Origin of the sequence: Streptomyces sp. NPDC050121, assembly GCF_044460385.1 — a bacterium.
Lineage (GTDB): Bacteria > Actinomycetota > Actinomycetes > Streptomycetales > Streptomycetaceae > Streptomyces > Streptomyces soliscabiei.
On record NZ_JBITJV010000023.1, the window covers coordinates 126,008 to 139,099 of the forward strand.

Annotated in this window: 13 protein-coding genes; 7 read left to right on the plus strand and 6 right to left on the minus strand. The window is 69.5% G+C overall.

What is annotated here, in order from left to right; all coding sequences use genetic code 11:
- The first annotated feature begins 291 nt into the window (after positions 1-291).
- From ACIBTS_RS30650 to ACIBTS_RS30665, 4 genes are all read left to right on the plus strand, one after another.
- Positions 292-1,572 carry an extracellular solute-binding protein gene (locus ACIBTS_RS30650; RefSeq protein ID WP_399323615.1) on the plus strand — a complete coding sequence of 427 codons (1,281 nt, stop codon included), beginning with the start codon at positions 292-294 and terminating at the stop codon, positions 1,570-1,572.
- Positions 1,573-1,685: 113 nt separating this feature from the next.
- Positions 1,686-2,684 (plus strand): carbohydrate ABC transporter permease, encoded by a 999-nt coding sequence (locus ACIBTS_RS30655; protein ID WP_399323617.1) that lies wholly within the window; start codon positions 1,686-1,688, stop codon positions 2,682-2,684.
- The gene (locus tag ACIBTS_RS30660; RefSeq protein WP_319670146.1) at positions 2,681-3,517 is read left to right on the plus strand and encodes a carbohydrate ABC transporter permease; all 837 of its coding nucleotides are present in this window, start codon (positions 2,681-2,683) and stop codon (positions 3,515-3,517) included. The genes ACIBTS_RS30655 and ACIBTS_RS30660 overlap by 4 nt, the downstream gene beginning before the upstream one ends.
- An 8-nt stretch (positions 3,518-3,525) precedes the next feature.
- Positions 3,526-5,064: a glycoside hydrolase family 3 protein gene (locus ACIBTS_RS30665; protein WP_399323619.1), complete on the plus strand. Its 1,539-nt coding sequence runs from the start codon at positions 3,526-3,528 to the stop codon at positions 5,062-5,064.
- 191 nt (positions 5,065-5,255) lie between these two features.
- Here the strand turns inward: ACIBTS_RS30665 and nagB are convergent, their stop codons facing one another.
- Positions 5,256-6,041 carry a glucosamine-6-phosphate deaminase gene (gene nagB / locus ACIBTS_RS30670; protein WP_399323621.1) on the minus strand — a complete coding sequence of 262 codons (786 nt, stop codon included), beginning with the start codon at positions 6,039-6,041 and terminating at the stop codon, positions 5,256-5,258.
- 108 nt (positions 6,042-6,149) lie between these two features.
- Here nagB and ACIBTS_RS30675 point away from each other — a divergent pair, with 108 nt between their 5' ends.
- Positions 6,150-6,791: a TetR/AcrR family transcriptional regulator gene (locus tag ACIBTS_RS30675; RefSeq protein WP_399323623.1), complete on the plus strand. Its 642-nt coding sequence runs from the start codon at positions 6,150-6,152 to the stop codon at positions 6,789-6,791.
- A 337-nt stretch (positions 6,792-7,128) separates the two neighbouring features.
- Positions 7,129-8,595 (plus strand): PAS domain-containing sensor histidine kinase, encoded by a 1,467-nt coding sequence (locus ACIBTS_RS30680; RefSeq protein ID WP_319670169.1) that lies wholly within the window; start codon positions 7,129-7,131, stop codon positions 8,593-8,595.
- Between the two features lie 187 nt (positions 8,596-8,782).
- On the opposite strand, the gene ACIBTS_RS30685 is transcribed toward ACIBTS_RS30680, so the two are convergent.
- Together ACIBTS_RS30685 and ACIBTS_RS30690 are read right to left on the minus strand one after the other, a co-directional pair.
- Positions 8,783-9,040 (minus strand): WhiB family transcriptional regulator, encoded by a 258-nt coding sequence (locus ACIBTS_RS30685; protein WP_006380970.1) that lies wholly within the window; start codon positions 9,038-9,040, stop codon positions 8,783-8,785.
- A gap of 319 nt (positions 9,041-9,359) precedes the next feature.
- Positions 9,360-10,328 carry a diacylglycerol/lipid kinase family protein gene (locus ACIBTS_RS30690; protein WP_399323625.1) on the minus strand — a complete coding sequence of 323 codons (969 nt, stop codon included), beginning with the start codon at positions 10,326-10,328 and terminating at the stop codon, positions 9,360-9,362.
- A 146-nt stretch (positions 10,329-10,474) separates the two neighbouring features.
- Here ACIBTS_RS30690 and ACIBTS_RS30695 point away from each other — a divergent pair, with 146 nt between their 5' ends.
- Positions 10,475-10,915, plus strand: a complete 441-nt coding sequence (locus tag ACIBTS_RS30695; RefSeq protein ID WP_399323627.1) for a hypothetical protein — start codon at positions 10,475-10,477, stop codon at positions 10,913-10,915.
- 39 nt (positions 10,916-10,954) lie between these two features.
- On the opposite strand, the gene ACIBTS_RS30700 is transcribed toward ACIBTS_RS30695, so the two are convergent.
- The 3 genes from ACIBTS_RS30700 to ACIBTS_RS30710 all read right to left on the minus strand — a co-directional run bounded on the left by ACIBTS_RS30700 (position 10,955) and on the right by ACIBTS_RS30710 (position 13,048).
- Complete coding sequence (locus ACIBTS_RS30700; RefSeq protein ID WP_399323629.1) at positions 10,955-12,064, minus strand: RNA polymerase sigma factor SigF; 1,110 nt, start codon at positions 12,062-12,064, stop codon at positions 10,955-10,957.
- Positions 12,065-12,081: 17 nt separating this feature from the next.
- Positions 12,082-12,495 (minus strand): anti-sigma regulatory factor, encoded by a 414-nt coding sequence (locus tag ACIBTS_RS30705; RefSeq protein ID WP_004925829.1) that lies wholly within the window; start codon positions 12,493-12,495, stop codon positions 12,082-12,084.
- A gap of 292 nt (positions 12,496-12,787) precedes the next feature.
- Positions 12,788-13,048, minus strand: coding sequence for a UBP-type zinc finger domain-containing protein (locus ACIBTS_RS30710; protein ID WP_079659737.1), 261 nt, complete (start codon positions 13,046-13,048; stop codon positions 12,788-12,790).
- Between the last annotated feature and the right edge of the window lie 44 nt (positions 13,049-13,092).

Sequence of the window (13,092 nt, forward strand, 5' to 3'; positions counted from 1 at the left end):
GTTCCGTGATCCTCTCTGTATACCGTCGCAACCATTGCTGGTCTAGTCCACCAAGCAAATGGTCTACCGGCACAGCCCCCGTCGGCGGCGATGTTTTCGACAGCTTCTTACTTAAAGGTTCCTGCATATGTAGGTCCAATAACGGCTGGTCGGAGGGGGTTCGACCACCCTTGACAGACCTATTGGCCTGAGCCAAGCTCTGCGCACTGGTCTACACCATTGGTCCAGGTCCAGGTTGGGTTCAGGTCCCGACCCGTGGGCGGGGGGTGTGGCATCCCTGAGGAGGATGGCGTGAAGCGCAAGCTGATAGCCGCGATCGGTATCGCGGGCATGATGGTCTCCCTCGCGGCGTGCGGGGACGACAGCGGGAGCGGGGACTCGAAGGGCGCCGACGCCAAGGAGCTGACCGTCTGGCTCACCGTCGACGCGCAGAACAACTGGCCCGACCTGGTCAAGGCCGCCGACGCCGCGGTGCAGAAGGCACACCCGGGCGTCAAGATCAACCACGAGTACTACGGCTGGCCGGACAAGAACACCAAGCTCGACGCGGTCCTCGCCACCGACAAGGCCCCCGACGTCGTCGAGATGGGCAACACCGAGATGCTCGGCTACATGGTCAAGGGCGCCTTCGCCCCCCTGGACGCCGCCAAGTTCGACAACTCCTCCGCCTGGCTCGACGGCCTCAAGGCCTCCGTGACGTACGACGGCAAGACCTACGGCGTTCCGTACTACGCCGGCGGCCGCGTCGGGAACTGGCGCAAGGACCTCTTCGCCTCGGTGGGCGTCACGTCCACGCCGAAGACGTACGCGGAGCTGACCGCCGCCCTGGACAAGGTCCAGAAGAAGGAGGGCGACCAGTTCTCCGCCTGGTACCAGCCCACCCGCGACTGGTATGCGGCCATGTCCTTCGTCTACGACGCCGGCGGCTCCATCGCCAAGGAGGACGGCGGCCAGTGGAAGGCCAACCTCTCCTCGCCCGAGTCGATCAAGGGCCTCACCGACTTCAAGAACGTCGTCGACACGTACATGCACGGCGACAAGACCAAGGACGAGTCCGACCGTTACATCGTCTACGGCCAGGGCAAGTCCGGCATGATCTTCGGCGCGGCCTGGGAGGGCGCGACCTCCGAGGACCCCAAGAACGACAAGACCGGCAAGCTCAAGGGCAACCTCGAGAACTTCGTGATGCCCGGCCCGTCCGGCAAGAACCTCCCCGTCTTCCTGGGCGGCTCCGACCTCGCCGTTCCGGTGAAGTCGAAGGCGCAGGCCCTCGCCGCCGAGTGGATCAACGCGTTCACCGGCCCCGCGGGTCAGAAGGGCCTGATGGCCAAGGGCAACCTGCCCAACAACAAGACCGACCTCGCGACCCTCAAGAACGACCCGAAGACGGCCGTCCCGGCCACCGCCGCCGAGTCCAACTGGTTCGTCCCGATGGCCCCGGGCTGGGGCCAGGTCGAGAAGGCCCAGGTCCTGCAGACCATGCTGCAGAGCATCGGCACCGGCAAGCAGTCGGTCGAGGCCGCCGCGAAGGCAGCGGACGCCGCGATCGACAAGGTCATCAACACGAAGTGACCTGAGGTCAGGGCCCTGCAGCGAGCAGGGCCCTGCTCCCCGTACGACCTGTACCCGTACGACCCGTACCCGTACGACCCGTTCGACCTGAGGGACCGCTGAGGAGCGCGCGGATGAGTGCCGCAGACACGACCACTGCCGAAGTGCCGCCGACGCGGCAGTCGCCACCACCACCGCCCGTGGGCGAGCCAGGACCCAAGGGCCAAAGGCGCGGCCGGCGTTCCGGCGGGGCCGCCACCCCCTGGCTGCTGCTCGCCCCCTGTCTGCTGGTCCTCGCCCTGGTGATGGGCTATCCGCTGGTCCGGCTGGTCACCCTCTCCTTCCAGAAGTTCGGACAGTCCCAGCTCTGGGGCTTCCAGCCGGCGAAGTCGGTCGGGTTCGACAACTTCACGGGCGTGCTGGGCGACGGCGAGTTCTGGCAGGTCGTGGTCCGTACGATCGTCTTCGCGGCAGGCTGCGTGATCTTCACGATGGTCGCCGGCATGCTGATCGCGCTGCTGCTCCAGCGGGTCTCCGGCTGGGTGAAGACCCTCGTCAACATCGCGCTGGTGGCGAGCTGGGGCATGCCCGTCATCGTCGCCACCACCGTCTTCAAGTGGCTGTTCGACGCCGACTACGGCATCCTCAACGCCGTCCTGAGCAAGCTGCCGGGCGTCGAGCTGATCGGCCACAACTGGTTCGCGAGCGGCCCGCAGGGGCTCGCGGTCATCATGCTCCTGGTGGTGTGGGGCGCGGTCCCCTTCGTGGTCATCACCCTCAGCGCCGGCCTCACCCAGGTGCCCGCCGAACTGGAGGAGGCCGCCCGCCTCGACGGCGCAGGCGCCTGGGGCGTCTTCCGGTACGTCACGCTGCCCATCCTCAAGCCGATCATCGTGATGCTCACGACCCTGTCGGTCATCTGGGACATGGGCGTCTTCCCGCAGGTCTTCGTCATGCGGGGCGGGCATCCGGAGGCCGAGTTCCAGCTCCTGACGACGTACTCCTACGACCGCGCGTTCGTCGTCAACGACTACGGACAGGGCTCGGCGATCGCCCTCGTCACCGTGCTGCTGCTGCTCGGGGTGGTCGCCGTGTACATGCGTCAGATGCTGAAGATCGGAGAGGTCGAATGAGCACGCTCGCACCCCGGCGGTCCTCGCGCCTCGGCTGGAACCTCGTCGGTCTCCTCGTCTTCGCCGTCGCCGGCTTCCCCGCCTACTGGATGGTGAACACGGCCGTCAAACCCGCGAAGGACGCGATCGACCCGGACCCGAGCCTGCTGCCGACCGGCTTCACGCTCTCCAACTTCCGCCGCGCCCTGGACATCGCCGACTTCTGGGGCCCGGTGGGCCGCAGCCTGATCGTCTCCCTCGCGGTCGTCGCGATCGGCGTCGTCGTCGGCATGCTGGCCGCGCTCGCCATCTCCCGGTTCGCCTTCCGGGGCCGCAAGATCGTGATCGTCGGCATCCTGGCCGTCCAGATGATCCCGATCGTCGCCATGATCATCCCGGTCTTCCTGCTCCTGAACGACCTGGGCCAGTACGACAAGCTCTCCGGCCTGATCATCACCTACCTGACCTTCATCCTGCCCTTCACGGTGTGGACGCTGCGCGGCTTCATCGTCAACATCCCGAAGGAGCTGGAGGAGGCGGCCATGGTCGACGGCTGCACGCGGACCAGCGCCTTCATCCGCGTCGTCTTCCCCCTCCTCGCCCCCGGCATGGTCGCCACCTCGGTCTACGGCTTCATCCAGGCCTGGAACGAGTACCTGTACGCCCTCATGCTGCTCAGCCAGAAGAACCAGACGGCGACCGTCTGGCTCGGCAACTTCACCACCAAGCACGGCACCGAGTACGCCCCGATGATGGCCGGCGCCACGATGATGGCCCTGCCGATCGTCGTCCTGTTCCTCCTTGTCCAGCGCAAGATGGCCGCGGGGCTGACCGCGGGCGCCGTGAAGGGATAACGCCCCCGATGACGACATTCGCCAGCGGCACCACCGCGTTCGACAAGGACAGGCTCACCCGCGACGCCCTGACGGTCCTGCAACCCGGCTTCCCCGGCACCACCGCCCCCGACTGGCTGCTGCGCCGGCTCGGCGAGGGCCTGGCGTCGGTGGGCCTGTTCGGCAGGAACATCACATCGCCCGAACAACTCGCCGCGCTGACCGCGCAGTTGCGCGCGGAGCGGGAGGACGTCCTGGTCGCGATCGACGAGGAGGGCGGGGACGTCACGCGCCTGGAGGTGCGCACCGGCTCCAGCTTCCCCGGCAACCACGCCCTGGGCGCGGTGGACGATGTCGCCCTCACCCGGGAGGTCGCCGCGGAACTGGGCCGTCGGCTCGCCGCGTGCGGGGTGAACCTCAACTGGGCCCCGTCCGCGGACGTCAACTCCAACCCCGCCAACCCGGTGATCGGCGTCCGCTCCTTCGGCGCCGACCCGGAACTGGTCGCCCGCCACACCGCCGCCTATGTCACGGGCCTGCAGTCCGCCGGTGTGGCCGCCTGCACCAAGCACTTCCCGGGCCACGGCGACACGGCCGTCGACTCCCACCACGCGCTCCCGCGCATCGACGTCGGGACGCCCGTGCTCGGGGACCGCGAACTGACCCCGTTCCGCGCGGCCATCACCGCCGGGACCCGCGCCGTCATGAGCGCCCACATCCTGGTTCCCGCCCTGGACCCGACCCGCCCGGCCACCCTGTCCCCCCGCATCCTCACCGCCCTCCTGCGCGACGAACTCGGCTACGACGGCCTCATCGTCACCGACGGCATGGAGATGCAGGCCGTCGCCGCGACGTACGGCATCGAACGCGGCAGCGTCCTCGCGATCGCGGCCGGCGCCGATGCCATCTGCGTGGGCGGAGGCCTCGCGGACGACGAGACGGTACGTCGTCTGCGCGACGCCCTGGTCACCGCCGTCCGCACCGGCGAACTCGCGGAGGAACGCCTCGCGGACGCCGCGGACCGGGTACGGGACCTCGCGCGATGGACGGCCACGGAGCCCAAGCCCACGGCCGCGAGCGACTACGACGGCGGTAACAGCGACGGCGGCGACGGCCGCATGCGTGCCGACGTCGGTCTGATCGCCGCCCGCCGTGCCCTCCGGCTCACCGGCGGGGAGGTCTTCAGCCCCCTCACCGAACCGCCGTACGTCGCCGCGCTCACCCCCGTCGCGAACATCGCCGTCGGCGACGAGACCCCGTGGGGCGTGGCTGCGGAGCTGGTCCGGCTGTTGCCGGGCACGGAGACGGGCAGTTTCGCCGGCCCGGAGGCGGGGCAGGCGGCGCTGGTCGCGGCGGGGGAGCGGCGCGTCGTCGCGGTGGTCCGCGACGAGCACCGGCACCCCTGGATGGCGGCGGCCCTCGACACCCTGCTCACGGCCCGCCCGGACACGGTCGTCGTGGAGATGGGCGTCCCCCAGGCCCCGCCCCGGGGTGCCCTCCACATAGCCACCCACGGGGCGGCCCGAGTCTGTGGCCGCGCGGCGGCCGAGGTCATCGCGGGACGGTAGTTCCCACCACGAGACTGGCGCCGGCCCCTTGGAAAGGGGCCGGCGCCAGTCTCGCTTCTTAAGGGGCCCGGGGCTCCATTTTTAAGAGGCCCGGGGGCTCCATCGATACGCGGCTTCGCCGCGCGGGCGCGACCGGCCCCCGCCGGCCCGCAGCCCGCAACGAAACAGAACCCGGCAGACGAGACCGCTTCTTAAATCCCCTGCCACGCTGGCTTGTTGGCATACGTGTGCCGGAAGTAGTCCGCGAGCTTCAACTTGGACGCGGCGCCCTCGTCGACGACAACCGTCGCATGCGGGTGCAGTTGGAGCGCCGAGGCCGGGCACACCGCGGCCACCGGCCCCTCCACCGTCGCCGCGACCGCGTCCGCCTTGCCCTCCCCGGTGGCCAGCAGCACCAGATGCCGCGCCTCCAGGATCGTCCCGATTCCTTGGGTGATGACGTGGTGCGGAACCTGCTCGATGTCCCCGTCGAAGAACCTCGCGTTGTCCACCCGTGTCTGCTCGGTCAGCGTCTTGATCCGGGTGCGGGAGGCCAGCGAGGAGCAGGGCTCGTTGAACCCGATGTGTCCGTCGGTGCCGATGCCGAGCAACTGGAGGTCCACGCCGCCGGCCGCGGCCAGCGCGCGGTCGTACGCCTCGCAGGCCGCCTGCACGTCCGCGGCGGTGCCGTCCGGGCCGAGGAACGCCTCCATGCCGATGCCGAGCGGCTCCAGCACCTCCCGCCGCAGCACCGAGCGGTAGGACTCGGGGTGCTCGGCGGGCAGCCCGACGTACTCGTCGAGCTGGGCGATCCGCGCCCGCCCGGTGTCCACGGCGCCGGAGCGCACCCTGGCCGCCAGCGCCTGGTAGATGGGCAGCGGGGTGGAGCCGGTGGCCACGCCGAGCAGCGCGTCCGGCTTGCGCCGCAGGAGCTGCGCCATGGCCTCGGCGATGAGTTCGCCGCCCGACCGGGCGTCCGGAACGATGACAACTTCCACGCTGGCCTACCGTTCTCGTATCCGTGTGGTTTAGACCAATCTATGGAGCCAATCTAACAGAATCGGGTGCCGACGACGTTTCTCTAATGATCATTATAAAATGAACTCATGGTGAGCGGTGAGCAGACCCCGGCCGAGCCCGCAGCCCGGCCCCGCGGCCGCCCCCGCTCCTTCGACCGCGCGGCCGCGCTGGAGAAGGCGGTCCTGGCGTTCTGGAGGCACGGCTACGAGGCGACCTCCGTCTCCGACCTCACCCGGATCATGGGCATCGGCGCCCCCAGCCTCTACGCGGCCTTCGGCGACAAGCGCGCGCTGTTCGAGGAGGTCGTCAACGTCTACGGCGACACATACGGTTCCTTCGCGGGGCGCGCCCTGGCCGAGGAGCCGACCGCCCGCGCCGCCGTCGAGCGCCTGCTGCGCGAGGCCGCCGTCGAGTTCACCCACCCCCGCCACCCGTACGGCTCCCTGGTGATCCACGCGGCCACCAACTGCACCACCCCCGAGGTCGAGGACGCCCTGCGCCGGCGGCGGGGTGCGGCCCTCGCCGCCGTCGAGCGCCGCATCGCGGCCGGCGTCGCCGCCGGCGAGCTGCCGCAGGGCACCGACACCGGCGCACTCGCCCGCGCGGTGGGCGCGGTCTTCCAGGGCATGTCGCACCAGGCGCGCGACGGAGCGAGCCGGGAGCAACTGGAGGCGGTCGCGGAAATTGCCCTCTCCATCTGGCCCCGCACCGGAACCCCCACAGGCTAGGCTGCGTTGTGGATGACAAGGCGTTCGAATACTCACAACAACGAACAAGCTCCCGCGCATGGACACACCTAGTGGTCTAGTCCACAATGGCGGGGAGAACCACGGAAACACCAAGAACTTCCGTCTTCCCCGCACAGGAAGGCGGACCGAGGAACCGGTGCTCTCTGCCCTGACTGCCCCGGATCCTCACCTTCGGTCGACGGGACCGCACACCCCGCGGCCGATATTGCTCCGGGCTGCGGTGCCGGGAGGGCTGAGGGTCCCTCCCAGGCGCCGCGGCCCGCGGGTGTTTTAGGCCCCGCGCGTACCCGAAGGTACGCTCGCAGACGTGCCCTCCATGAACGAACTCGTACGCCAGCACACCGCACTCGACGACTCCGACCTCGAGTGGCTCCACCTGCTGGTCTCGGAGTGGCAGCTGCTCTCCGACCTCTCCTTCGCCGACCTGGTCCTGTGGGTCCCCACCCGCGACGGCGCGCGCTATGTCTCCGTCGCCCAGATGCGCCCCAACACAGGCCCCACCTCCTACCAGGACGACATGGTCGGCCACCTCGTCCCCCGGGGCCGCCGCCCCCTCCTCGACGCGGCCCTGGACGAGGGCCGGATCGTGCGCGAGGGCGACCCGGAGTGGCGCGAGGAGGTCCCCGTCCGGGTCGAGTCGATCCCCGTACGGCGCGAGGGCCGCGTCCTCGGCGTCATCGCCCGCAACACCAACCTGCTGACCGTGCGCACCCCCAGCCGGCTGGAGCTCACCTACCTCCAGAGCGCCTCCGACCTCGCACAGATGATCGCGGCCGGCTCCTTCCCGTTCCCCAACCAGCTGATGGACATGGACGCGGCCCCGCGCGTCGGCGACGGCCTGATCCGCGTCGACGGCGACGGCATCGTCCAGTACGCCTCCCCGAACGCGCTGTCCGCCTACCACCGCATGGGCCTCGCCTCCGACCTGGTCGGTCAGCACCTCGGCCTGACCACCGCCGAACTCGCCCCGACCCGGGGCCCGGTGGACGAGGCGCTCGCCAAGGTCGCCAGCGGCTGGGCGCCCCGCGAGTTCGAGATCGAGGCCAACGACGGGGTCATCCAGTTCCGGGCGATCCCGCTCAAGCCGAAGGGCACCCGGATCGGCGCACTCGTGCTGCTCCGGGACGTCACCGAACTGCGCCGCCGCGAGCGCGAGTTGATCACCAAGGACGCGACCATCCGGGAGATCCACCACCGGGTGAAGAACAACCTCCAGACGGTGGCGGCCCTGTTGCGCCTCCAGGCCCGTCGCATCGAGTCCGAGCGCGGCCGGGAGGCCCTCGAAGAGGCCGTGCGCCGGGTCGGCTCCATCGCCATCGTGCACGAGACGCTCTCCCAGAACCTGGACGAGCGCGTGGAGTTCGACGAGATCGCCGACCGTGTGCTGGCGATGGTCGCCGAGATCTCGCCGGGCAAGGTCACCGGCCGGCGCAGCGGACGCTTCGGCATCCTGGACGCCGAGGTCGCCACCCCACTGTCCATGGTCCTCACCGAGATCCTCCAGAACGCCCTGGAACACGGCTTCCGCGAGGGCGACACCGGCACGGTCGAGGTCTCCGCGGTCCGCGGCGGCACCACGAAGGAGGGCCGTCTCCTGGTCACGGTCCAGGACGACGGCGTCGGCCTGCCCGAGGGCTTCGACCCGCACACCTCCGGCAACCTCGGCCTGCAGATCGTACGGACGCTGGTGGAGGGCGAGTTGGGCGGCACCTTCGACATGGTCCCGGCCCCGGAACACGGCACACAGGTGATCCTCGACATTCCGGTGGCGGCACAGAAGTAACACACGTAAGAGATCTGCAAGGGGCGGGTGCACAGCAAGAAGCCCCGGACCGTTCAGGGGTCCGGGGCTCGAATGCTCGTTGTCAGCGTGTGCTGCGCATCGGGGGTACTGCGCGCTGCGGCTCGGGGGCGGGAGAAGCGTACTAGCTGTACGCGCCGCCAAGCTCAGGCTTGTGGGGCGGGTGTTGTCAGGCGGTTGCCTGACGGGCCCGGTTGCGGGCGGCGCGGCGCTTCATGGCACGGCGCTCGTCCTCGCTGAGACCACCCCAGACGCCGGAGTCCTGGCCGGACTCGAGCGCCCACTGCAGACACTGCTCCATAACCGGGCAGCGACGGCAGACGGCCTTGGCTTCCTCGATCTGCAGCAGCGCAGGACCGGTGTTGCCGATGGGGAAGAAGAGCTCGGGGTCTTCCTCGCGGCAAACGGCGTTGTGACGCCAGTCCATGGCTGCTACCTCTCCTTGGTATTACGTGCAGGTTGCTTGTGAATGTGAACGCTTTCACGAATCCCTCAACAAGTGAAGGGCCGCCCGCCAGGTTCGCCGACGGGGTCCTGTTGATTGAAGAGGGGTTCCGGTGATCAGTGGAGGCTGGTGTTGCGGGCCGTCCCGATCGCCACGTAGAGACTCGCAAACCTCAGCGGCGGATACAACCCCTACCGGAAAGTTTTTTTTGATTCCTCGGTGTCGACTAGGTCACAGCCGTACTTCCATGGGGTGGACCCTGGCCTAAACGTTCGAGTGAAAGGACTTCAGCCCTTTCTGCTCACACAATCACACGCAGTGCACGGCGTACGCCTGTGAACGTCACGCTGGTGCGCAGCCCCAGGTGGTCACCGTCCATCTGGAGGGGCAGGGGGACCTTCGAATGCAAGGTGAACTGGTCCAGGTCGTGCAGTGAGACGGCATGCTTGCCGTGCGGTCCCTTCTCGGGGGACGAAGTGAGCAACTGAGTGCCATATCGGGCAACCGCGACAGTGGACAGACGGCTGAGACCGAGTACGTCGAGCCCAGTATCGAACGAGGCCTTAGGCGACGCGTACACCGGGCGATTGCCCAGATACGTCCACGGAGCCGTGTTGCAGACTATGGACAGCACCAAATCGGTCACCGGCTCCACGCCGGGCCGCTCCAGGGTGATCGACCCATGCCGGCGCTGTGACTCACCCAACAACTGGCGCACCGCCTGGCGGATGTAAAGAGCGTGGGTGGATTTCCTGCCCAGCTCGCGCTGCTGCTCCACCCGGCCCACCACCCCGGCGTCGAAACCGAGCCCGGCGTTGAAGGTGAACCAGCGCGACGGCACCGCCTCGTCCTCCGTGCCGGGCGTGCCCGCGGCCAGGCCGAGACCGACCGTGCGCACGCTGTTCTCACGCAGGGCGTCCAGCACGGCGCCGGTCGCCTCCACGGGATCGTTGGGCAGACCCAGGGCGCGGGCGAAGACATTGGTGGAGCCGCCGGGGACCACCGCGAGGCTCGGCAGGTTGTCCGGATCGGGGCCGGCGTGCAGCAGGCCGTTGACGACCTCGTTGACCGTGCCGTCGCCGCCGAGGGCCACCACCAGGTCGACATTTCCGCTGTCCGCGGCCTGCCGGCCCAGGTCACGCGCGTGCCCGCGGTACTCGGTGGTGACCGCCTCGAGCTTCATCTCGCTGGCGAGCGCGTGGATGAGGACATCACGCGTCCGTGCACTGGTGGTGGTTGCCGCCGGATTGACCACGAGAAGTGCACGCATGAGTTGCAGCGTACCTACTGGGTCGAACCGACCACAGGCCGAGGTGGGGATCAGGTAAGAGATCACGAAGTGAGCCTCGACACGAGCGCCGCACGCGCGCGTGGGCGGCCCGATTCGCGGCGGACGGCGCGGGCTACCCTTCAGGGGTGAGCAGTGAGCAGACCTCCGTCGCCCCGGAAACCGCAGAACCCCGCCCGCGCCGGCTGACGTACGCCGCCGCGCTCGCCGCCCTGGAGGGGCTGGCGCTGGTCGTCGGCGGGGTGTGGATGCTCGTCCTGGGGATCACCGGCGACCCGGACGACCGTCAGTCCGCCGTCACCGGCGGGGTCACGCTGATCGTGCTCGCACTGCTGCCGCTGCTCGCCGCCCGTGGGCTGCTGGGCCTGCGCAGCTGGAGCCGGGGGCCGGCCGTCATCACGCAGATCATGGCGCTGCCGGTGGCCTACAACCTGCTGCAGGCCGACAGCATGGCGATTCCGGCGGGCATCGCGCTCGCGGCTGTCGCCGTCGCGTCGCTCGTGCTGCTCGTCAACGGTGAGACGACGCGGGCCCTCGGGATCCGGGGGCCCGGCCGCACCTCGGAGTAGCCGGCCGACTGCTCCTCGACGTCACGACTCCTTCATGCCCTACTCCTCCACGAGGAGCTTCTCCCGCAGCTGGGCCAGCGTGCGCGCCAGCAGCCGGGAGACGTGCATCTGCGAGATGCCGACCTCCTGCGCGATCTGCGACTGGGTCATGTTGCCGAAGAACCGCAGCAGCAGGATCCGCTTCTCGCGCGGCGGGAGGTCCTCCAGGAGCGGCTTGAGCGACTCCCGGTACTCGACGCCCTCCAGCGCCTCGTCCTCCGCGCCGAGGGTGTCCGCGACCGCCGGGGACTCGTCGTCGGTGTCCGGGACGTCCAGGGACAGGGTGGAGTACGCGTTCGCGGACTCCAGGCCCTCCAGGACCTCCTCCTCCGAGATCGCCAGCTTCTCGGCGAGTTCGTGGACCGTGGGGGAGCGGCCGTGCTGCTGCGACAGCTCGGCCGTCGCCGTCGTCAGCGCCAGCCGCAGCTCCTGCAGCCTGCGCGGCACCCGCACCGCCCAGCCCTTGTCGCGGAAGTGCCGCTTGATCTCGCCGACGACCGTCGGGGTCGCGTACGTGGAGAACTCCACGCCGCGCTCCGGGTCGAAGCGGTCCACCGACTTGATCAGACCGATGGTGGCGACCTGGGTGAGGTCGTCCAGCGGCTCGCCGCGGTTGCGGAAGCGCCGCGCCAGATGCTCGACGAGCGGCAGATGCATGCGGACCAGCTGGTTGCGCATCTCCGCGTACTCGGGGCTGCCGTCCTGCAGCTTGCGCAGCTCGATGAACATCGCCCGCGCCCCGCTGCGGTCCCCCGGCGTCGGCGCCGGCATCGGGGGTGGGGGTGCCGCTGGTTCGTGCTGCGTGCCGGACACGCTCTGTTCGCCGTCTCGCTCGTGCTCGCTCATTGTCCCGCCCGTCGCCCTCTGTCGAGCCCTCGCCTCTGCTCGGCCTGGGGGCGAGCCCCCGGTCCGCCTCTCCCGGGGCGAGCCCTGCACGGCGCCCTCCGGCAGACCCGCCTGCGCGGAGGCCGAGTGGTCCTCCGGATGCGGCCGGGCCTGCTCGGGGATGCCGTCGATGCCGTCCGCCATGCGTCGGGAACCGTCCGGAGAGACTGGAATCTCGGCGCTCTCGGCCGGCAGCTCCCGTGTGCCGCGCTCTTCGTCCCGCACCGGCCCGTCCCCGTTCCTCACGCCGGCCCGGGTCCCGCGCCGCGCTGTTTGTAGAGGCTGATCGACACGGTCTTGTCCTCGTCGACGGCCGAGGACACCTTGCCCGCGAGGGCGGACAGGACGGTCCAGGCGAAGGTGTCACGCGAGGGCGCGTGGCCGTCCGTGGTCGGCGCCGAGACGGTGACTTCGAGCGAGTCGTCGACGAGTCGGAACACGCAACTCAGCACCGAGCCGGGCACGGCCTGCTGGAGCAGGATCGCGCAGGCCTCGTCCACCGCGATGCGCAGGTCCTCGATCTCGTCCAGGGTGAAGTCCAAACGGGCCGCGAGGCCGGCCGTGGCCGTCCGCAGCACCGACAGGTAGGCACCCGCAGCCGGCAGCCGGACTTCCACGAAGTCCTGGGTCGCGGGCTCGCCTGCGATCTGGGACACCCTCACCTCCAAGGTGGTACAAGCTTTTCGGGGCCGAGGGTCGCCCCCCGGGGTAACGCGTGTGTGGTGCAGCGGTGACGCTATCGCGCTCTCAAGTTTCCTGCCCCCGGGACCCCAACCCCCTGGCGTCACTCACAGTAAAGCTGTGAATACGCTCCGTGTCTAGGGGTCTGCGGGCCCAAATGGGAAGAGGGCGCGCCGGGTTGACGTACCCAGACGTCAGACGGTCGAACCGTACCCGCCGGACGGCCGGGGCGTCTCATGAGTTCAACGGCCGAGCCGTCCGAGAAGTTCACACCAGGACGTGATCGACGAAGCACCACCGCCAGCTCTCGCCGGGTTCGAAGGTCCGCATGATCGGATGGCCGGACTCCTTGTGGTGCTCGGTGGCGTGCCGGCTCGGCGAGGAGTCGCAGCAGCCGACATGGCCGCACGTCAGGCACAGCCGCAGCTGAACCGGGTGGGTGCCGTCCCGCAGGCACTCGGGACACGTCTCGCCGAGCGGGACGGGTTCGGGGTCGGGCAGCGCGTCGGCGTGCGTGCACTGTTTCATGATGGCCAGATTACGACGGCTGTGCGGACGATCGCGCGGAAAAA